Origin of the sequence: Streptacidiphilus sp. EB129 (assembly GCF_041262645.1) — a bacterium.
Lineage (GTDB): Bacteria > Actinomycetota > Actinomycetes > Streptomycetales > Streptomycetaceae > Streptacidiphilus.
On sequence record NZ_JBGCCS010000014.1, the window covers coordinates 91,482 to 112,088 of the forward strand.

At 71.7% G+C, this 20,607-nt stretch carries 18 protein-coding genes; 14 read left to right on the forward strand and 4 right to left on the reverse strand.

Going from position 1 to position 20,607, the window contains the following annotated elements; genetic code table 11:
- The first annotated feature begins 370 nt into the window (after positions 1-370).
- The 5 genes from ABH925_RS18935 (at position 371) to ABH925_RS18955 (ending at position 4,559) form a co-directional block, all read left to right on the forward strand.
- The gene (locus tag ABH925_RS18935; RefSeq protein ID WP_370149382.1) at positions 371-1,126 is read left to right on the forward strand and encodes a DUF6879 family protein; all 756 of its coding nucleotides are present in this window, start codon (positions 371-373) and stop codon (positions 1,124-1,126) included.
- The gene (locus ABH925_RS18940) at positions 1,123-1,962 is read left to right on the forward strand and encodes a helix-turn-helix domain-containing protein (RefSeq protein ID WP_370149383.1); all 840 of its coding nucleotides are present in this window, start codon (positions 1,123-1,125) and stop codon (positions 1,960-1,962) included. The genes ABH925_RS18935 and ABH925_RS18940 overlap by 4 nt, the downstream gene beginning before the upstream one ends.
- 86 nt (positions 1,963-2,048) lie before the next feature.
- The gene (locus tag ABH925_RS18945; protein ID WP_370149384.1) at positions 2,049-2,267 is read left to right on the forward strand and encodes a hypothetical protein; all 219 of its coding nucleotides are present in this window, start codon (positions 2,049-2,051) and stop codon (positions 2,265-2,267) included.
- 196 nt (positions 2,268-2,463) lie between these two features.
- Complete coding sequence (locus ABH925_RS18950; RefSeq protein ID WP_370149385.1) at positions 2,464-2,709, forward strand: hypothetical protein; 246 nt, start codon at positions 2,464-2,466, stop codon at positions 2,707-2,709.
- Between the two features lie 41 nt (positions 2,710-2,750).
- Entirely contained in the window at positions 2,751-4,559 is a 1,809-nt protein-coding gene (locus ABH925_RS18955; RefSeq protein WP_370149387.1) for an NHL domain-containing thioredoxin family protein, read from the forward strand.
- Between the two features lie 156 nt (positions 4,560-4,715).
- Here ABH925_RS18955 and ABH925_RS18960 read toward each other — a convergent pair whose 3' ends face one another.
- Both ABH925_RS18960 and ABH925_RS18965 read right to left on the reverse strand, forming a co-directional pair.
- Positions 4,716-6,023 (reverse strand): M18 family aminopeptidase, encoded by a 1,308-nt coding sequence (locus tag ABH925_RS18960; RefSeq protein ID WP_370149389.1) that lies wholly within the window; start codon positions 6,021-6,023, stop codon positions 4,716-4,718.
- A gap of 418 nt (positions 6,024-6,441) precedes the next feature.
- On the reverse strand, positions 6,442-8,274 hold the full coding sequence (locus ABH925_RS18965) for an acyl-CoA dehydrogenase (protein WP_370149390.1): 1,833 nt from the start codon (positions 8,272-8,274) through the stop codon (positions 6,442-6,444).
- Positions 8,275-8,434: 160 nt separating this feature from the next.
- Here ABH925_RS18965 and ABH925_RS18970 point away from each other — a divergent pair, with 160 nt between their 5' ends.
- The 3 genes from ABH925_RS18970 to ABH925_RS18980 all read left to right on the forward strand — a co-directional run bounded on the left by ABH925_RS18970 (position 8,435) and on the right by ABH925_RS18980 (position 11,115).
- Positions 8,435-8,974 carry an SseB family protein gene (locus ABH925_RS18970; protein WP_370149393.1) on the forward strand — a complete coding sequence of 180 codons (540 nt, stop codon included), beginning with the start codon at positions 8,435-8,437 and terminating at the stop codon, positions 8,972-8,974.
- Positions 8,975-9,177: 203 nt separating this feature from the next.
- Complete coding sequence (locus ABH925_RS18975; RefSeq protein ID WP_370149394.1) at positions 9,178-10,137, forward strand: pirin family protein; 960 nt, start codon at positions 9,178-9,180, stop codon at positions 10,135-10,137.
- Between the two features lie 219 nt (positions 10,138-10,356).
- Positions 10,357-11,115 (forward strand): hypothetical protein, encoded by a 759-nt coding sequence (locus ABH925_RS18980; RefSeq protein WP_370149396.1) that lies wholly within the window; start codon positions 10,357-10,359, stop codon positions 11,113-11,115.
- 151 nt (positions 11,116-11,266) lie between these two features.
- Here ABH925_RS18980 and ABH925_RS18985 read toward each other — a convergent pair whose 3' ends face one another.
- Positions 11,267-12,088 carry an integrase gene (locus ABH925_RS18985; RefSeq protein WP_370149398.1) on the reverse strand — a complete coding sequence of 274 codons (822 nt, stop codon included), beginning with the start codon at positions 12,086-12,088 and terminating at the stop codon, positions 11,267-11,269.
- Positions 12,089-12,146: 58 nt separating this feature from the next.
- Positions 12,147-13,427 (reverse strand): ATP-grasp domain-containing protein, encoded by a 1,281-nt coding sequence (locus tag ABH925_RS18990; protein ID WP_370149399.1) that lies wholly within the window; start codon positions 13,425-13,427, stop codon positions 12,147-12,149.
- A 212-nt stretch (positions 13,428-13,639) separates the two neighbouring features.
- On the opposite strand from ABH925_RS18990, the gene ABH925_RS18995 reads away from it, so the two are divergent.
- From ABH925_RS18995 to ABH925_RS19020, 6 genes are all read left to right on the forward strand, one after another.
- Positions 13,640-14,926 carry an FAD-dependent oxidoreductase gene (locus tag ABH925_RS18995; RefSeq protein WP_370149400.1) on the forward strand — a complete coding sequence of 429 codons (1,287 nt, stop codon included), beginning with the start codon at positions 13,640-13,642 and terminating at the stop codon, positions 14,924-14,926.
- 307 nt (positions 14,927-15,233) lie between these two features.
- Positions 15,234-16,118, forward strand: coding sequence for a glycosyltransferase family 2 protein (locus ABH925_RS19000; RefSeq protein ID WP_370149402.1), 885 nt, complete (start codon positions 15,234-15,236; stop codon positions 16,116-16,118).
- Positions 16,119-16,132: 14 nt separating this feature from the next.
- Positions 16,133-17,485 (forward strand): glycosyltransferase family 2 protein, encoded by a 1,353-nt coding sequence (locus tag ABH925_RS19005; RefSeq protein WP_370149404.1) that lies wholly within the window; start codon positions 16,133-16,135, stop codon positions 17,483-17,485.
- Positions 17,475-18,362 (forward strand): hypothetical protein, encoded by an 888-nt coding sequence (locus ABH925_RS19010; protein ID WP_370149406.1) that lies wholly within the window; start codon positions 17,475-17,477, stop codon positions 18,360-18,362. The genes ABH925_RS19005 and ABH925_RS19010 overlap by 11 nt, the downstream gene beginning before the upstream one ends.
- Positions 18,359-19,714, forward strand: a complete 1,356-nt coding sequence (locus tag ABH925_RS19015) for a lipopolysaccharide biosynthesis protein (protein WP_370149407.1) — start codon at positions 18,359-18,361, stop codon at positions 19,712-19,714. Before ABH925_RS19010 ends, ABH925_RS19015 begins: the two co-directional genes overlap by 4 nt.
- The gene (locus ABH925_RS19020; RefSeq protein WP_370149409.1) at positions 19,711-20,571 is read left to right on the forward strand and encodes a polysaccharide deacetylase family protein; all 861 of its coding nucleotides are present in this window, start codon (positions 19,711-19,713) and stop codon (positions 20,569-20,571) included. The genes ABH925_RS19015 and ABH925_RS19020 overlap by 4 nt, the downstream gene beginning before the upstream one ends.
- Positions 20,572-20,607 lie beyond the last annotated feature (36 nt).

Consider the following 20,607-nt stretch of genomic DNA (forward strand, 5'->3'; position numbering starts at 1 on the left):
AAGCTCCTCAGCTCGCGTTCAAGACGACGATCTCAGAGTCCAGTTCAGCGATTCGTGCGTCACTGACCACGGGGGGCCAACTCGGTTCGTAGCGACTGGAGTCTACGGGCGATGTACCCGACCCTGAACGCCTTGCGAGGTCTACAGCTTCGTGTGCGTGCACCAGCGGCTCTTCGATGTCCCCGCGCTTCGCCCCGACCCATACCCGGACCCAGCCCCAGGTGCCGCGCACGCCGCCGCGAAATCATGACCGGGAGCCTGGCGGCTTTTCTTCGTTGGCTTGGCGCGCGAATAATCGAGAATCACGGCTGACTGGCCATCACTCACCGCTCATCCTGGGCATGTCCCGTCCAATGAAAGGGGAGCGATCATGGCACGGCGTTTGAGGGTGCTCGGCAGCACGTCAGGGGTGGGCGACTGCCCGACGCTCTACGAAGACCTGGACACTGGGGAGGTGGTCGTACAGGGCGACGTAGTGACCGATCCCGACGACGTGTCGCAGCTCATGTATGTCAAGGAGGGGGAGGGCTTCGTGGTCGTCCCCCGCGCACTGCTGGTGAACTTCGCACCGAAGGAGGCGGAGGACTACGTGCCGGAGTTCGTCCCGCAGAAGAAGATCAGCGAATTCATCAACGACGGCTTCGAGCACACCGCTTGGCGTCTGGAGACCAGGACTGGCTATCTCTCCGACCAGGAGATGCCGTCCTACCAGGAGTTCCTACGGACCGGCGATACGGCGGGGGAGGTCGGCCACCCCTGGTTCGACAACGTCCGGCGCATGGTCGGCAACGGCAAGCAGTTCGAGCGGGTCCGGCTCGTGGACTCCCCGCCGACGATCGGTCAGCGGTATCTCTTGGCGTGCGCTCGGACCAACGTCGCGGCAGGTGAGGACATCCGATACCTGTGGCGTGCCGACGCTGAGCGATGCGGCGTGAACCTGTCGGACTTCTGGCTGTTCGACTCGCGGACTGTCGCGCGCTTCCACTTCGAGGGAGAGCGCACCATCGGCATGGAGCTGGTCACGGACCCTGCGGAGGTCCTGCGGGCCTGCCAGGTACGAGACGCCGCTTGGCATCACGCCACGCCGTACAGCGAGTTCAAGGCTCAGGTACCGTCCGCTGAGTGAGCACCGATTTCCAGCAAGCCCGACTATCCCTCGGCGTACGGCTTCGAGAGCTGCGCGTCGAGGGCGGGTTCACTGGCCGGCAACTCGCCGACCGGTTGGGCTGGACACAGTCCAAGGTCAGCAAGCTGGAAAACGGCAAGCAGACCCCGACCCTCACTGATCTCGCGGCATGGGCAGAGGGCACCGAGCGCCCCGAAGCGGCAGCGGAACTGACTGGCCGACTTCGAGGACTCGAAACGCAGTACCGATCGTGGCGTCGGCAACTCGCAGGTGGGTACCGCGCTGTCCAGGAAGCTCACTGGGTGCAGGGTCGGAAGACCCGGACGCGCAGGAGCTTCGATCCGGCGTTGATCCCTGGGCTTTTGCAGACGGCTGATTACGCCCGTAGCGTCCTGTCAAGGTACTCGGCGATCCACACCGCCCCGCATGACATTGAAGCGGCTGTGCAGGCGCGCATAGGCCGTCAGGACATCCTCAGCGACCAGACCCGGACCTTTCGCTTCCTCGTCTGGGAAGGCGCGCTGCTTGCTCGTCCGTGCTCCCCGACTGTCCTGTCGACACAGCTCGACCGTGTCGCCGCTCGACTCGGCGCGGGGCATGTGCGCGTCGGCATCGTTCCCTTCGAGGCGGACATGAACGTTCCTGCTGGCGTCGGTTTCTCCATCCACGATGACGAGCTGGTGATCACGGAGGCATGGCACGCCGAGATGTGGCTTGACGATCCGCAAGACGTGGCACTGCACGTCCGAGCATGGGAAGCGCTTGAACGCAACGCTGTGTACGGTCCCGACGCTCACCGGCTGATCCTCCGGGCAAAGCGTGCTTTGGGGCCGTGAGAATATCCACGAATCAAGCCACATCCGGATACCTCGCCTTGCCTACTGTGCTGTTCAAGGAATCCCAAGGCAGCGGGAGCGGCGTCATGACGACCGGTCAGCAGGACATCAAGAACGACCCGTACCGGCTCGCCATAGTCGCCGCCGAACGCCTACGGAACGCGCTCTCGGCGCACGGAATCACAGTCCCGTCACTGCGCGGCAGCCACCCCGTCATGACGACTCCCTTTGTGGAGCTGGGGGGCTGCTCCGATGGCGTGGCCGAAGCCCTCTCCGCCGTCCTTGAGAAGGTCGAGCCGGTATGACCGCCCCGGCACCCGCTTCCCGTTCCGGGGCGTGCAAGTACGACGATCACCCGGCACTGCACGCTGCCTGCTCCGGCGAATTCACGCACTACCCGGTGACGGCCAGCCCGGAGCAGCGGGCCTGCGCGTGTCTGTGCCACACGCCGGAAGGTGCAGCCATGCGACAGAACCAGCCGACGAGGACGGTGGCTCGCTGATGGGTACTACGACGACCATGCGGTTTCGGAACTATGAGATCAAGCCCGACCCGTCTGGGCTGCCGATGCTGGCTGCCATCTGCGTGTCCGGTGACGAGTCGGAGTGCGGAGCCGTGTCGGATGAACAGGTCGACTCGGAGAAGGTGGGGTGCTGGATCGCTCAGCACCTCCAGGACACTGGACACAACCGCTATCAGCGCCGATACGCCGACTACGTCACGGCTGAGCTGGGCGAATGGCTGTGATTCGGGAATAGGCGCACAGGCGCATACGGTTTGGTATCGGCATGGCTTCTCGTGCACGGGTGCGCGCCCCCGAACTTGTCGGCGCTGGTGGATGGATCAACACAGGTGGGAAGACCCTCACGCTTGCCGAGCTGCGGGGGAAGATCGTCGTTCTCGACTTCTGGACCTTCTGTTGTATCAACTGCCTGCATGTTCTGGACGAGTTGCGGGAGTTGGAGGAGAAGCACCGGGACACGCTGGTGATCGTCGGGGTGCACTCGCCCAAGTTCGTGCATGAGGCGGAGCACCAGGCCGTGGTGGACGCCGTCGCGCGGTACGACGTGCGGCATCCGGTGCTGGACGACCCGGAGCTGGCGACCTGGAAGCAGTACGCGGTGCGGGCCTGGCCGACGCTGGTGGTGATCGACCCCGAGGGGTATGTGGTCGCGCAGCACGCCGGCGAGGGCCATGCGCACGCCATCGCCGCGCTGGTCGACGAGCTGGAGGCGGAGCACGCCGCGAAGGGGGCGCTGCGGCGCGGGGACGGGCCATACGTGCCGCCGGTGGCGGAGCCCGGGGCGCTGCGGTTCCCCGGCAAGGCGCTGCGGCTGGCGGGCGGCGGCTACCTGGTCGCCGACTCCGGGCATCACTCGCTGGTCGAGCTGGCCGAGGACGGCGAGACCGTGCTGCGGCGGATCGGCAGCGGTGAGCGCGGGTTCCTCGACGGGACGGGCGAGCAGGCCCGGTTCAGCGAGCCGCAGGGCCTGGCGCTGCTCCCGGACGGGAGCGTGGTGGTGGCCGATACGGTCAACCACGCGCTGCGCCGCTACGACCCGGTGTCCGGCGAGGTCAGCACGCTGGCCGGGACCGGCCGGCAGTGGTGGCAGAACTCACCCGCCTCCGGGCCGGCCCGCGAGGTGGACCTGTCCTCGCCGTGGGACGTCGCCTGGTTCGACGGCGCGGTCTGGATCGCCATGGCCGGCACCCACCAGCTGTGGACCTACGACCCGCGGTCCGGGACGGTCGGCGTGGCCGCCGGCACGACGAACGAGGGCCTGGTCGACGGGCCCGCCGCCGAGGCCTGGTTCGCGCAGCCGTCCGGGCTGGCGGCGGGTGCGGACCGGCTCTGGATTGCCGACTCGGAGACCTCGGCGCTGCGCTGGGTCGAGGCCGGGACGCACGAGATCCGCACGGCCGTGGGAACCGGCCTGTTCGACTTCGGCCACCGCGACGGCGCCGCCGGGCAGGCGCTGCTGCAGCACCCGCTCGGGGTGACCGTACTTCCGGACGGGTCGGTCGCGGTCGCGGACACCTACAACCACGCGCTGCGCCGCTACGATCCTGCGTCCGGCCAGGTCAGCACGCTGGCCACGGACCTGCGCGAGCCCAGCGGCGCGGTCGTCGCCGACGGTGACATCGTCGTGGTCGAGTCGGCCCGGCACCGGCTCACCCGGCTGCGGCTGCCCGAGGAGGCGCTGAAGGTCGCCGCGACCGCGCACCGTACCCGGCGGCCACCGACCGAGGTGGCACCGGGCACGCTCCGGCTGGACGTGATCTTCACGCCGCCGGCCGGGCAGAAGCTGGACGGGACCTACGGGCCCGCGACCCGGCTGCTGGTCAGCTCCACCCCGCCGGAGCTGCTGCTGGCCGGGGCGGGTGCGGACACCGTCCTCGCCCGGGAGCTGCGGCTCAACCCGGAGCTGGCCGAGGGCGTGCTGCACGTCAGTGCGATGGCCGCCTCCTGCGACGACGATCCGGCGATCGAGTACCCGACCTGCCATGTGCACCAGCAGGACTGGGGGGTGCCGGTGCGGATCGTCGACGGGGCGGCCGACCGGCTGGTGCTGGTCCTGGCCGGGATGGACGACTGAGGGCCGGCCCCAACCAGCCCCCGGCCTGCCCTGGCCCCGGCCTGCCCTGGCCCCCCGGCCCGCACCGGCCCCGCACCGGCCCGAAGGGCGCGCGGCTCGGTCGAACGCGACGGAGCCCCGCGCCCCTCGGCCCTGGGACCGGGGACCGGGCTGAGGTCAGCTCTCCAGGAACGCGCTGAGCGCGGCGGCGAGGAGGTACGGGTCGTCGGCGCCGCAGAGCTCCCGGGACGAGTGCATGGACAACGCGGCGATGCCGCAGTCCACGGTGGCGATGCCGAGGCGGGCGGCGGTGATCGGGCCGATGGTGGTGCCGCACGGCATGGAGTTGTTGGAGACGAAGGTCTGCCACGGCACTCCGGCGCGCTCGCAGGCCGCGGTGAAGACGGCGCGGCCGACGCCGTTGGTGGCGTAGCGGTTGTTGACGTTGACCTTGAGGATCGGGCCAGCGTTGGGCACCGGGTGGTGGCCCGGCTCGTGCCGCTCGCTGTAGTTGGGGTGCACGGCGTGGCCCATGTCCGAGGACAGGCAGATGGTGCCGGCCAGCGCGCGGGCCCGGTCCTCCAGGGTGCCGCCCCGGGCGAAGACCGAGCGCTCCAGGACGGTGCCGAGCAGCGGTCCCTGGGCGCCGGTGTCGGACTCGCTGCCGTTCTCCTCGTGGTCGAAGGCGGCCAGCACCGGGATGTGCCGCAGCGCCTCGCCGGTGGTGGCGACGGCGGCCAGCGCGGCGGTGCCGGCGTGCACCGACAGCAGGTTGTCCAGCCGGGGGGCGGCCAGCAGCTCCCGGTCGCGGCCCAGGTAGGAGGGGCGCTGGACGTCGTGGACCATCAGGTCCCAGCCGGTCACCTGCGCGGGGTGCAGGTCGGCGGCCTCGGCGACGTAGGAGACCAGATCGCCCTCGGTGGGCCGGCCCAGGCCCCAGACCGGGGTGAGGTGCCGCTGCTTGTCGAGGACCATGCCGTCGTTGACGCCCCGGTCGAGGTGGATCGCCAGCTGCGGGATGCGCAGCAGCGGCTCGTCGAGGTGGACCAGCCGGGTCGAGCCGTCGCGCAGGGCGAGCCGCCCGGACAGTCCCAGGTCGCGGTCCAGCCAGGAGTTGAGCAGCGGGCCGCCGTAGATCTCCACCGCGACCTGCCGCCAGCCCTCGGCGCCGGTGTCCGGGATGGGCTTGACCCGCAGGTTCGGCGAGTCGGTGTGGGCGCCGACGATCCGGAACGGGGTCGCCGGGGTGGTCTCCTCCGGGACGTACCAGGCGATCAGGGCGCCGCCGCGGATGAGGTAGCGACCGCCGGTGGTGGCCTCCCAGGCCGCCGTCTCGTCCACCTGGCGGAAGCCTGCCTTCTCCAGCCGCTCGGCCGCACTGGCCACCGCGTGGAAGGGCGAGGGGCTTGCCTGCAGGAAGGTGATGAGATCGTCGGTGTGGCTGCGATCGAAGGCGATGCTGCCCGCGCCGGCTGCGCTGGTCAATGCGGCTCCAGGGGTGAGGGGGCCTGGGCGGTGACGGGTTGCGCACTACCGCCTCATGCGGTCCGAGCCTACGCCCGGGCGTGGCCGGGGGTGTCGCCTCGCAGTTTTGTGGATCAGTGCCCCGGCCTGCGCGGCGGCCGTGCACGGGCCGTGCGGGGACGAACAGGGGCGCGGGGGGGGGGGGGGGGGGCGCCCCCCCCCCCGGGGGGGGGCCCCCCCCCCGGCGGACCGACAGGGCCGGGGGCAGTGGGAGAGGCGGCGGGGTGTTTGTGTTCTACCGGCCGGCGGGGGGGGGGGGGGGGGGGGGGGGGGGGGGGGGGCCTTCGGGGGGGGGGGGGGGGGGGGGCCCCCCCCCCCGCGCCCCTGTGGCGCACCTCTCAGTGACGACAACTCTTGGTGACGGTGCCGATCAGCCGGATCAGAACGCGGCCTCGGGCAGGTCCATGATCGAGTTGTCGATGCCCTCGGCGATCAGCCGCTGCGCGTGGACGGCCGGCAGGACGGTGGCCGTGAAGAAGCGGGCCGCCGCCACCTTGCCCTGGTAGAACGCGGTGTCCTTCTCGGACGCGGCGCCCGCCGCCAGCTTGGCCTGGGCCACCGCGGCCTGGCGCAGCAGCAGCCAGCCGATGACCACGTCACCGGAGGCCATCAGCAGCCGGGTGGTGTTCTGGCCGACCTTGTACATGTTGCGGGTGTCCTGCTCGACCGAGGCGAGCTGGGCCAGCATCGCGCCGACGATGGCCTCCAGGTCGCCGGCCGCTGCGGCCAGGTGCTCGCGCTCGGCGGCCAGGTCGTCGCCGCCGAGGCCGGAGGCGATGGCCTTCTGGATCTGCTCGGAGAGCGCGGTCAGGGCCTGGCCCTGGTCCTTGACGATCTTCCGGAAGAAGAAGTCCTGGCCCTGGATCGCGGTGGTGCCCTCGTACAGGGTGTCGATCTTGGCGTCCCGGATGTACTGCTCGATCGGGTACTCCTGCAGGTAGCCGGAGCCGCCGAAGGTCTGCAGCGACTGGGCGAGCTGCTCGTAGGACTTCTCCGAGCCGTAGCCCTTCACGATCGGCAGCAGCAGGTCGTTCAGGCGCTCGGCTGCGTCGGCGGACTCGCCGCGCGCCTTGAGCAGCTGGATCTCGTCCTGGACCGACGCGGTGTACAGCACCAGGGCGCGCATGCCCTCGGCGTACGCCTTCTGCGTGAGCAGCGAGCGGCGCACGTCGGGGTGGTGGGTGATGGTGACGCGGGGGGCGGCCTTGTCGAGGAACTCGGCGAGGTCCGGGCCCTGCACGCGCTCCTTGGCGTACTCCAGGGCGTTCAGGTAGCCGGTGGAGAGGGTGGCGATGGCCTTGGTGCCGACCATCATCCGGGCGAACTCGATGATCCGGAACATCTGCCGGATGCCGTCGTGCTTCTCGCCCAGCAGCCAGCCCTTGGCGGGGTGGTTCGCGCCGAAGGTCATCTCGCAGGTGTTGGACGCCTTGAGGCCCATCTTGTGCTCGACGTTGGTGGCGTAGACGCCGTTGCGCTCGCCCAGCTCGCCGGTCTCCCGGTCGAACTCGTACTTCGGCACGATGAAGAGCGAGAGGCCCTTGGTGCCGGGGCCGTGGCCCTCGGGGCGGGCCAGCACCATGTGGATGATGTTCTCGGACATGTCGTGCTCGCCCGAGGTGATGAAGCGCTTGACGCCCTCGATGTGCCAGCTGCCGTCCTCCTGCTGGACGGCCTTGCTGCGGCCGGCGCCGACGTCCGAGCCCGCGTCGGGCTCGGTCAGCACCATGGTGGAGCCCCAGCCCTTCTCGGTCATCAGCTGGGCGATCTTGAGCTGCTCCTCGGTGCCCTCCTCGGCGATCACGCCGGCGAAGGCCGGGCCGGAGGAGTACATCCAGACGGCGGGGTTGGCGCCGAGCACCATCTCCGCGTAGGCCCAGATCAGGGTGCTGGGGGTGGGGGTGCCGCCGATGGACTCCGGGATCCCGAGCCGCCACCACTCGGCGTCCATGTACGCCTGGTAGCTCTTCTTGAAGGTGTCCGGGACCGGCGCCGTGTTGGTCTCGGGGTCGAACACCGGCGGGTTGCGGTCCGCGTCGGCGAAGGAATCGGCCAGCTCGTTCTCGGCCAGGCGGGATATCTCGGCGAGGATGCTCTTCGCCGTCTCCACGTCCATGTCGGTGAACGGCCCGCTGCCGTAGACCTCGTCACGGCCGAGAACCTCGAAGAGGTTGAACTCCAGGTCGCGGAGGTTGGACTTGTAGTGACCCATGGAACCTTCTCCGGTCATCGCGTCGGTAGGTGCCGGGTGTCGGTCGGCGGGCGGACAAGCCCCCTACCCAGCGGTAAGTCCTATGATGCTACCCACAGGTAACTTATTTCAACCCCGGCAGCCCAACCGGGTGGCCCCGGCAGTCGATAGCCTGGGGTCCGTGTACGGCTACGAGCAGACGACGACCGGTCCGGGCCCGGGCTACCAGGGCGGCCCCTACCAGCAGCAACAGCCGAATATGGGCATGGGCGACGCCATGGGCGGAACCCCCGGCATGGGCGCGCCCAACGGGATGAACGCCGGATACGGGCAGCCGCAGCAGCCGCTGTACCCGGAACCGACCCCGCCCTCACTGGCCGACGCCGTGCGCGCCTTCACCACCGGCGGGCTGCCGGTCGAGGACTTCCAGTCGATCTTCATCACCTCGAAGGTGTACTGCCCGCGCGGCGAGCGCCCGGGCTTCCTGGCCCTGCACAACACCCCGCAGCCGGTGATCCCGATGTTCAGCTCGCTGAAGGAGCTGCGGCGCTACGCGGGCAAGGAGTCCAAGTACTTCACCGTGACCGGCGCCGAGGTGCTGGACCTGCTCCCCACCGGCTACGGCTTCGCGATGGACATGGAGGGCGAGCACCGGATGGTGTTCGACGCCAAGGCCGTGGAGCAGATGGTCGACTTCACCATGCGCCGGATGTACGGCTGACCCGCCGCCCGGCAGCCGTGCGGCGGTAGCCGCCCCGAGCGGTCGCTCTCAGCAGTGGTCGCTCTCAGCAGTGGAGCGACGACGCTGAGCCATGGAGAAGTGGTTGAAATTTCAACTTGCTTTATGTTGATGCTTCAACTACTCTCGTGGTTGTCGGTCCCTCCACCCCCGCCGGGGCCGCAGCACAGACCGAGGAGGTCGCGATGCCCGCAGTGACAGTCGAGAACCCGCTGGTTCTGCCGCGGGTCGACACCCCCGACCCGACCACCGCCGTCCCGCGCCCGGTGCTCCAGGTCGCCACAGCGCCCGAGGGCTACGAGGGCGAGGGGTTTCCGGTCCGGCGCGCCTTCGCCCGGATCAACACCAAGTACCTCGACCCGTTCATCATGATGGACCAGATGGGCGAGGTGGAGTACGCGCCGGGCGAGCCCAAGGGCACCCCCTGGCACCCGCACCGCGGCTTCGAGACGGTGACCTACCTGATCGACGGCAAGTTCGTGCACCAGGACTCGACCGGCGGCGGCGGATTCCTCGGCGACGGCGACACCCAGTGGATGACGGCCGGCGCCGGCATCCTGCACATCGAGACCCCGCCGGAGGACCTGGTCGTCTCCGGCGGCCTGTTCCACGGACTGCAGCTGTGGGTGAACCTGCCCGCCGCGGACAAGATGATCACGCCCAAGTACCAGGACATCTCTGGACAGAACGTCAAACTGCTGACCACCCCGGACGGCGGCGCGATCCTGCGCCTGATCGCCGGCGAGATCGGCGGGGTCCAGGGACCCGGCGTGACGCACACCCCGATCACCATGATCCACGCGACGGTCAGCCCCGGTGCGCGGATCACGCTGCCCTGGCGCAGCGACTTCAACTCGCTGGTGTACGCGCTGAACGGGCGCGGTACCGTCGGCGAGGAGCGGCGGCCGTTCGGGATGGGTCAGTCGGTGCTGTTCGGGGACGGCGACAGCATCACCGTCCAGGCCGACGCCACCCAGGAGTCGCGCTCGCCCAACCTGGACCTGGTGATCCTGGGCGGTCAGCCGATCCGGGAGCCGGTCGCGCACTACGGGCCGTTCGTGATGAACAGTCACCGGGAACTGCAGCAGGCGGTCGAGGACTTCCAGGCCGGCCGCATGGGCACCATCCCGGCCGAGCACAACTGAGCGGCTCCGGGCTGAACGGATTGCAGACCGGGGGCCGGAACGCCATGGCGTTCCGGCCCCCGGTCTGTCACAGGATCGTCACAGGCATCCCCCGGCCCCCATGTGTCAGAACTGTGTCGTAATCTCAGTTCACTGATCGCGACTGCGAGGGCGCAGGGGTCCTTCCCTGCCCGCGTCGCGCAACGTGCTGATGCACGCTCAACAGGGGGCTCGTCAACAGTGAAGCTTCGTACCTCTTTCGGCACCGCGATAGCCACCGCCGCCACCGCCGGTGTGCTCGCCCTGTCCGCCGCCCCGGCCATGGCCGCCGCGCCCGTCTCCCACCAGACGCAGGCCGCCGCCACCCAGGCGAAGATCGCCACCCACCTCTCCGTCGCCGTCAGCGCGCACTGGGTCAACCCCGGCCAGGCGGTCACCATCACCGCGCACCTGGACCGGCACGGCAGCAACGGCACCGTGACCATCTGGGGCCAGGACTGGGCCGGCGGCGGCCGCTACGTCGTCGCGCGCGGCAACGTCGACCGCCACGGCAACCTCTCGGTGCGCTACACCAGCTACCAGAACCACACCTTCTGGGCCACCTTCGACGGCGGCAGCCGCTACGGCGCCTCGGTCGCCAAGGGTGCGGCCGTCCACGTCTCCACCCGGGTCAGCGCCTGGCTGTCGGGCTCCTACAAGACCGAGACCCTGCAGGGCCAGCGGGTCCAGGTGTTCCACAAGAACCAGAACATCTACATCGAGGGTTCCGTCAGCCCCAACAAGGGCCAGGCCTTCATCGACATCCAGGCCCTCTACAAGGGCCACTGGGTGGACAGCGGCAAGAAGCCGGTCGGCACCTACGCCAACGGCGCCCTGTACGTGAACACCGGCACCGACACGGCGGTCGGCTACGAGTTCCGCGTCCAGGTCTCGTCCCCGGCCGATGCCCGCAACGGCGGCGGCGCCAGCAACTGGATGTACCTGACCTCCACCAACTGAACCGAGGCCGACTGAGCCGAGGCCGACTGAGCCGAGGCCGACTGAGCCGAGGCCGACTGAACACCGCTCGATCCGAGGGGCCGTCGTGTGCGCACACGACGGCTCCTCGGCGCGTCCCGTCCCGGCGCGTGCGTCCTCACTGCGTGCGTCCTCACTGCATGCGGGCGAAGACGACGGTGGCGTCGTCCCTGGTCTTGCCGCGCGGCCAGCGGCTGCAGTCCAGGTCGGTGGCCTCGCTCTGGCGCACCCGGCGCAGCAGTTCGGCCGGTCCGCGATCGGCCAGCAGCGCCACCGCGTCCGGCCAGCTGCCCAGGTCGAAGCGTTCGACATAGCGTGAGGCGCCGTCGGTGAGCGCGGTCAGCGAGCGGAGGTCCGCGAGCGGCACGCTGCCGGTCTCCGCGTGCTCGGCGGCCTTCGGCAGTGCCGCCGCGATCCACGGACCGCGCCCGGTGTTGCGGGCGGCGCGGACCGCGAGGGCGTAGCGCATGTGCAGCGCCGCGCGCTCCGGCGTACCCGGGCGCATCGCGTGGACCTCCCGGCGCAGCGCCTCACCGGCCGGGAACGGCTGGTTGTCGCCGATCACCGCGATCGTGCCGAACCGGTCCAGCACCAGCAGCGAGTCGCCCAGCACCAGGTACTGCAGGGCCGCCCCGTGACGCCGGACCGCGACCACCATGGCGGCCGGGGTGTTGGGGTGCGCCAGGTCGCAGCGCGCCCCGTGCAGCGAGGCCGTCTCGGCGATCGAGTCGCTGAGGCACTGGGCCATGGTGCGGTCCGGCCGGTCCACCAGCCGGGCCAGCAGATGCACGCCGAGCCTGCGCGCGTACCAGGCCGTGCCGTGCTCGCAGCCTGACTCCATCGCCGCCGGCGAGCTCGAACCGTCCAGCAGCACCAGGGCCTCGGGCGTCGCCGCCGCGTAGTCCTCGCTCACCCGGTCCGGGCGCTGTGCCTCCCCCGCCATCTCCACCCGCATGGTCATCAGTGTGCGCGCGGCGGAGCGAACCTGACAGTACTTCAGCGGACTGTCCCCCTCACTGATGCACGGTGGTACGGCTGTACGCCTCGGGGGATCTCCTGGGCCGGACGACCCGCAGTGCCCCGCGCAGCCGTCCCAGCGCCGGACCGCTGGACCGGGCGACGGCGGCGAGGGCCGGCAGCGGATCGTCCAGCGCGGCCCAGGCCAGTTCGGCGGTGACCCGGTCGCCCCGGCCCGGCGGCGCGGCCGCACCCTCGGGCAGCTGCGCGGAGCGGTGCCCGCGCCGGGCGGCCACCCGGGCCGGGGCGTCCAGGATCTCGACGGTGAAACTGCGGCGGGCGGCCGACGACCCCTGGTCGACGCGGCGGCCGGTCAGGTCGAGGTGCAGGGCGCGGACCATGTCGATGCCCCGGTCGGTCTCGAAGAGGCGGAACTGCGCGCCCAGCCGCGGGTTGAAGTCCAGCAGCTTGTAGCGGCGGTCGCGGCGGTCGAAGCGCCAGTCCAGGTCGCAGATCCCGCGGAAGCCGAGGGCCCGGCAGAACCGGCGGCTCAGCTCCGCGAGTTCGGGATTGCCGGCGCTGTAGGCGTACGCGGTGACCCCGCCGCGCGGCGGCCAGGCACGGACCTTGACGCCGGTGCAGACCAGGTCGTCGACCGGGTCGTCGGCGCAGTAGAGGTGGCAGATCCAGTCCTCGGCGCGGTCCCCGGGCAGGTACTCCTGGAGCAGCAGGCTGGGCAGCGGGGCCCGCCGGTCCCAGTCCCGGGTCAGCGCGTCCAGCGCGGACCGGTCCGCTAGCAGGGTGGTGGAGCCGACGGCCGGGCGGCTGAGCCGGGTGTAGGCGTCGGCGTTCTTGGCCACCAGAGGGAACGTCAGCAGCTGCTCCACCGAGGCGAGTTCGTCGAAGTCGGCGGGCAGCAGCGAGCGCGGCGAGGGGACCCGGTGCTGCTCGCAGAGCCGGTGCAGCGACTGCTTGCCCGCGGTGGCGCGGGGCAGCCAGGACGGGACGGCGGGCATCAGCAGCAGCCCGGTGAACGCCTCGGCCTGCTCGGCCAGCAGCACGGCCGCCTCGTCGTCGGTGGGCAGCACCACAGCCGGGCGTCCCTCCCGGGCCAGCACCCGGCGGGCGATCCTGGCCAGGCCGTCCACCAGCGTGGCGGTGTCCTCGGCGCCGGTGGTCGGCCAGACGAAGCGGCCGCGCAGATGGCGGGAGAGCGCCGCCGGGGTGAACCGGTCCTCGGTGACCGCGTACACCGGGACGCCGAGGCGGCCCAGGCTGCGGATCGCCCCCACGCCGCCGTGGTGCAGCGGATAGTGCCCGATCTTCACCAGAAGCACGGGTGCGCCGATATCGAATCCCACGAATACCCCCCGGAAACATGCGTCCCCACCGCATCAGAAGCATCCGGGAATGTCGGACACTCCGCAATCATGGTGCCCTCGGGGCGTTGGCAGGGAAAGGGTTCGCGTAGCACCATGGAGCGACGGCTTTTCCGGGGGCGGAACCGTCGGAACGGCACAGAAGTGAATACACAGGGGGGAATCTGGCCATGGGCGGGAAATCGACTGTTGTGGTGATCGGGGCCGGACCGTACGGTCTGGCGACCGCCGCACATCTGTCCGAACGAGGGGTTCCGGTACGGGTGTTCGGCGGGGTGATGGACAGCTGGCGTTCTCGGATGCCGGTCGGCATGTACCTGAAGTCAACGCCCGATGCCTCGGACCTCAGCGCACCGGGGCCAGGCAGTTCGCTTGCGGACTTCTGCCGGATCGAGGGGGCCGACCCGGTGGACGACCTGCACCCGATCCCGGTCGACCTGTTCGTCCGGTACGGGCAGTGGTTCCAGCGACGGCTGCTGCCGGAGGTGGAGGACCGGACGGTGGTGCGGGTGGAGCCGCGGGCCGGTCGTTCCGGGGCGCAGCCGGGGGCACGGTCCGGGGCGGGGTTCCGGGTGACGCTGGCGGACGGCGCGGAGCTGGACGCCTCGGCCGTGGTCGTCGCGGCCGGGCTGGTCGCCGCCGCCCATGTGCCGCCGGAACTGCTTCGGCTGGCCGAGAAGGGGCCCGACCCCGACGGCCCGCTGTCGCACAGCTCGCAGCACGCCGACCTGTCCCGCTTCTCCGGACGACGGGTCGCGGTGGTCGGCGCCGGGCAGTCGGCGCTGGAGAGCGCCGCGCTGCTGGCCGAGGCCGGCGCCCGGGTGACCGTGGTCGCGCGCGGCCACCGGGTGCTCTGGGGCAGCCCCCCGCCGGCCTCCCGGCCGGGGGCGTCCCGCCTGGTCAAGCCCCGGTCGCCGCTGGGCGAGGGCTGGTCGCACGTGGCGGTCAGCCAGATGCCGGAGCAGGTACGGCGGCTGCCGGCACCGACCCGGCTGTGGCTGATGCGCACCGTGCTGGGCCCGTCCGGGGCCTGGTGGCTCAAGGACCGGGTGGACGGCCTGGTCCCGATCGCGACCGGGCGCACCGTCGGCGACGCCGCGCTGAGCGGCGCCGAGGTCGAGCTCACCCTGGACTCCCCGGTGGCGGCCGCGACCCGGTCGCCCGCGGCCGGGCCGCACCGGCGCAGCCTGGTGGTGGACCACGTCCTGGCGGCCACCGGCTACCGGGTGGACCTGGACCGGCTGGAGTGGCTGGCGGCCGATCTGCGGCACCGGGTGCGCCGGGTCCCCGGCACCGGCTCGCCGGCGCTGGACCCGTGGTTCCAGTCCAGCGTCCCGGGGCTGTACTTCACCGGTCTGTCCTCGGCACCGACCTTCGGACCGCTGATGCGGTTCGTCGCCGGGACCGGATTCGCCGCCCCCAGGCTCGCGGCGGGACTTTCCGCTATTCGCACATGAATTCCCACGGACTTGGGAAATCCGTTTGTGAAGACCGTCACAAGAGATCGTAATGATCTCGGGTAGGCGGAGATTTTCCGTGCGGTCGACCGATGAGAGCCGGAATTCCCGCGCCACGCCTTACCAGACGCACGGCCGGAAGGTACCGTTCCCTACGGGGGCGTCCGGAACGACCTCCGGCGGTGCGGGGAATCATCACCGATCCGTTCCGGACGCGACACAAGGGAATCAAACGCGAACGTCATGACCATCGAGTGCCGCGGCTGTTCGCCGTGGGGGGAGCCCGGGTGTGCTTGTGAACGTCTCCATGACCGATGCCGAACACACGGTCAGCCTGATCGTCCCGGCCCGTAACGAGGCCGCCAACATCAGCTGGGTGCTGCGCCATGTCCCGGACTGCGTCGACGAGGTGATCCTGGTGGACGGGGAGTCCACCGACGCCACGCTCGACCTGGCCCGGGCCAGCCTGCCCTCGCTGCGGGTGGTCCCGCAGCAGGGCCCCGGCAAGGGCAACGCCCTGCGGACCGGCTTCCTCGCCGCCAAGGGCGAGTACATCGTGATGATCGACGCGGACGGCTCGATGTCGCCCCGCGAGATCCCGCGCTACGTGCACTTCCTGGAGAACGGCTACGACTTCGTCAAGGGCTCGCGGTTCATGGGCGGCGGGGGGTCGCTGGACATCACCGCGCTGCGCAGGCTGGGCAACCGGGCGCTGCTGGCGCTGGTCAACGTGCTGTACCAGAGCACGTTGACCGACCTGTGCTACGGCTTCGTCGCCTTCAACCGCAGCGTCCTCGACCGGCTGGACCTGCGGTCCTCCGGCTTCGAGATCGAGACCGAGATGACGGTGCGGGCGCTGCTCACCGGTCTGCGGGTGGCCGAGGTGCCCACGCTCGAACTCCCGCGCCGGACCGGGCAGTCCAATCTGCGCACCTTCTACGACGGCCAGCGGGTGCTGCGGACGCTGCTGCGCGAGCACCGGGGGCGCGACGACGCCCACCCCGCGGCGGACGACCGGACCGCGCCCGTGGAGTCCGTCGAGCTGCCGGCAGTGGTGCCGACGGCGACATCGCCGTCGCCGTCGGGCGAATCGTCGCCGGAGGGGTCGGGCCACGGCGGGTCCGGCGCCGCGTCGCAGCGCGCGCAGCAGGTCAGCACGGACGCGGACGAGCCGGTCGGGGCACTGCGGTGAGCCCCGGACCGGCCGTGACCGGCTTGCTGCGACTGGATCCGGCGCAGGCGCCGATCGAGGTCGTGGACCTGGAGCTGGACGGCCCGGACGGACGGCCCGAACTGCGCGGCATCGGGGACACGAGCCCGCCGGACGGCCTGACCGGCGGCGGGGCCGTGCTCGCCCTGGTCCGCGTCAGCGGGCGACCGGTGGGCCTGCTGCAGACGGTTCTTGACGGTGCATCGGATCCGGTACTGGCTCTCGCCAAGGCGGCGGAGCCGGTGTGCGACCGCCATCGGGAACGGCGCGACGCACCCGAGGCGCTGTCCGCGCCGGACCCCGCGCCGCTGGTCAGCGTGGTGGTCGCGACCCGGGAGCGGCCGACCGCGCTGGCCCGCTGCCTGGACTCGCTGGCGCGGCTGCGCTACCCGCGCTTCGAGGTGGTCGTCATCGACAACGCGCCTGTCAGCGAGGCCACCTGGGAGCTGGTCCGGACGCGCTACGCCGATCAGGTCCGCTATCTGCGTGAACCACGGCGCGGCCTGGCCGCCGCGCACAACCGCGGCCTGGCCGAGAGCCTCGGCGAGATCGTCGCGTTCACCGACGACGACGTGCTGGTCGACCCCGACTGGCTGGACGCCCTGGTGCGGGGCTTCGCCGACCCGGGCGTCGGCTGCGTCACCGGGCTGATCCTGCCCGCCCGGCTGCGCACCCCCACCCAGATCCTGCTGGAGGCCCGCGGCGGCTTCGCCAAGGGCTTCGAGCAGCGCCGCTACCGGCTGGACCGGCCGCCCGCCGACCAGCCGCTGTTCCCGTTCACCGCGGGACGCCTGGGTTCCGGGGCCAACATGGCCTTCCGGACGGACGCGCTGCGGGCCGTCGGCGGGTTCGACCCGGCCACCGGGACCGGCACCCCGGCGAAGGGCGGCGACGACCTGCTGTCCTTCTTCCGGATCGTGGTGCACGGGCACGAGCTGGTGTACCAGCCGACCGCGCTGGTCTGGCACCACCACCGCGACCAGCCGCAGGACCTGGACGGGCAGGCCTTCGGCTACGGCGCCGGCCTCGGCGCGTACCTCACCGCCGCAGTCTGCGGCGAGCCGCGGATGCTGCCCGCGCTGCTGCGCCGGCTCCCGAGCGGGCTCCGGCACGCCCTCGCCAGCACCGCCCCACCGGACAGCGGCAGCGTCCGGAGGAGCGGCGCGCGGAGGAGCGGCGCCCCGCCGGACGACGGCGGCCGCACGGACGGCGACGACGGTGCCGCCTGGTCGGCCAGGCTGTCGTGGCGGCAGCGCCGCGGCATGCTCTACGGACCGCTCGGCTATCTGCGCGCCCGCCGCCTGCGCGCCGCCGAGGCGACCGGGGAGGTGGGCGCCGATGTCCGCTGACGGTCCCCTCTCTGCCGACGGTACGGCGGCACCTCGGGAGCAGCTCCACGTCGTCCTGCGGAGGCTGGTCGCGGCGGCGGACCAGGGCCGGGCGCTGCCGGCGTTCGTGCATGCCGCCGGGGCCTCGCAGATCGTCGCGGACCGGCTGCAGGGCTCGGTGCCCGGGCCTCGGTTGCTGGTCGGCCCGGCAGCCGCGGCGCGGGGGCGGCTCGGGCTGGCCGCCTGGCATGTGCTGCTGCGCGACCTGGCCGTGGTGCTGGCCGAGGCCGTGGTCAGCGACACCCCGGAAGAGGAGGCGATCACCCTGGTCAGCGTCCGCAGCGCGGTCGAGGGCCTGCGCGGGGGGCTACGCGGTCCGGCGGCGCTGCTGCACGCGTCCGCGCCACTGCGGCCGCCGACGGTGTTCGGCGCCTCGGGGCTGCGGCCGGAGGACTCGCTGGCGCTCGCGGAGCGGTTCGCCGCCGTACACCCGGACCGGGACCGGCCGCTGCTGGTGCTCGGACTGCGCACCGCCGGGGCCTACCTCGCGCCCTTGCTGTCCGCCGCGCTGGGACGGCTGGAGTACCGGCATCTGGTGACCAGGACCACCCGGCCGGGCGGTCCGCTGCTGCCCGAGGAGAGCCGGCTGCCGGAGGCCGTGCGGCGGGTCGGCGGGCTGGTGCTGCTGGTCGCCGAACCGCCCCGGAGCGGGGCGCGGCTGGCCCAGGTCGCCACCCGGCTCGCCGCGGTCGGCTTCGCGGCCGAGCGGATCGTCCCGGTCTACGCCGCGCTCGACGAGGCGGTCCGGCGACCGGTCCCGCTGCGCGGGTACGGGGTGGTGGCGCTGCCGGCGTCGCAGTGGGCGTTCCGGCAGGAGCCGCTGGCGGCTGGCGGGTGAGTGCGACCGTGGCCGTCCGCCGTTCGCCGCTGCTCCGGCTGGTGCCCGGGGACGCGCTGCTGCGCAACGGCGCGCTGCTGACGCTGGCCTCGGTGGCGACCTCGGTCCTGGGCGCCGGGTACTGGTCGCTGGCCGGGCTGCGCTACGACGTGGCCACGGTCGGCCGGAACTACTCGGCGATCTCGATGATGATGTTCCTGGCCGGGGTGTCCCAACTGAACCTGGCCGACGTGCTGGTGCGGTTCACCCCGTCGGCGGGGCGGAACACCAGGCGGCTGATCGGCCTGGCCTACCTGACCGGCATCGGGACCTCGCTGGTCACCTCCACCGCCTTCGTGCTGCTGGCCCCCTGGGTCTCGCCGGGGCTGTCCTTCCTGCACGCGCCGATGCTGGGCACCGTGTTCGTGGCCGCCACGGTCTCCTACGCGGTGTTCGTGCTGCAGGACGGGGCGCTGACCGGGCTGCGCAGGCCCGGCTGGGTGCTCGCGGAGAACGCGCTGTTCTCCGCGGCCAAGCTGGTCGCGGTGCTGCTGATCAGCCTGGCGCTGGTGCCCTTCGGCATCCTGATCTCCTGGGAGCTGGCGCTGGGGGTGTCGCTGGTCTTCACCAACAGCTACCTCTTCGGCGTCGCGGTACCGCGCCGGGAACGGGAACTGCGGCAGGCGGACCCCGGTGTCCCGGCCACCGCAGGCGTGGTCCGCTACACCGGGCTGACCTACGTCGGCGGGCTGTTCTGGCTCGCGGTGTCGACACTGCCGCAGGTGCTGATCCTGAACACGCTCGGGGCGCGGGACAGCGCCTACTTCTCCATCAGCTGGGTCATCGTCACCATGCTGTACGTGGTCAGCACCAACATGGGCTCCTCGCTGGTGGTGGAGTCGGCCGGGAACCCGGGCCGGCTCGGCCCCGCGGTGCGGACGGTGCTGCGCAGCACCGGGGCGCTGCTGCTCGCCGCCGTCCTCGCCCTGGAGTTGCTCGCACCGCTGGTACTGCGGTTGTTCGGCCCCGACTATCCCGCGCACGCCACCACCCTGCTGCGGCTGCTGGCGCTGTCCGCGCTGCCCAACCTGGTCACCGCGACCGCGCTGGCCTCGTTCCGGGTACGGCAGAGGCTGTGGCTCTTCGTGCTGGTCTACGGGGGGCTCTGCGGCGGGGTGTTCGGGACCTGCGCCCTGCTGGTGCCGCAGCTGGGGCTGGCCGGGATGGGGCTGGCCTGGCTGTGCAGCCAGGTCGCCGTCGCGGGCGCGCTGCTGATGTTCCGGTCCGCCTGGCTGCCGAAGGCGTCCGAACCGGAACCGGCCGACGGCGGGGAGCGCGAGCTGGCCACGACTGGGGAGGGGACGCAGCGGTGACCACGCCGGAGGCGATACCGGTACTGCTGTACCACGCCGTGACGGACGACCCGCCGGGGTGGATCGCCCCGTTCACGGTCCGGCCTCGGGAGTTCCTGGCGCAGCTGGACGCGATCGCGGCCAGTGGACGCACCGCGATCACCGCGACCCGGCTGCTGGACGGTCTGACCGGGCGTGAGCCGCTGCCGGAGCGTCCGATCGTGATCACCATCGACGACGGCTTCGCCGACCTCTCCCGCTTCACCGCTCCGGCGCTGGCCGCGCGGGGGCTGCCGGCCACGGCGTATCTGACCACCGGCGCGATCGGCGGCAGTGCGAGCGGTGGCAGTGCGAGCGGCGGCAGTGCGAGCGGCGGAGCTTCGGGCGGCGGCGCTCTCGACTCCCTGCTGCCGCCCGCTCCGATGATGACGTTTGATCAGGTGCCGGAACTGGTGCCGATGGGGATCGAGGTGGGCGCGCACACGGTCTCGCACCCGCAGCTGGACACCCTCCCCCGGCACCGCGTCCGACAGGAGCTGGCGAGGCCGAAGGCGCTGCTGGAGGACCTGCTGGGGCTACCGGTCCCGGCCTTCGCGTACCCGCACGGCTACAACAGCCCGGCGGTGCGCCGGCTGGTCAGGGAAGCCGGTTACTCCTCGGCCATGGCGGTGCGGAACGCGCTCAGCTCGACCCGGGACGAGCCGTACCGGATCGCCAGGATCATGCTGCGGGCCGGGGACACCACCGCGGACCTGTCCCGCTGGCTGGCCGGCACGGGGGCGTCCGTGGCCCCGTACCCGGACCGGCTGCGGACGGTGGGCTGGCGCTGGTACCGGCGCGGCCGCAGGCTGGTCCGCGGCGACACCTTCGCGGGATGACCGGAGCCGACACGCGGCGGCAACGCCCCGGGGCCC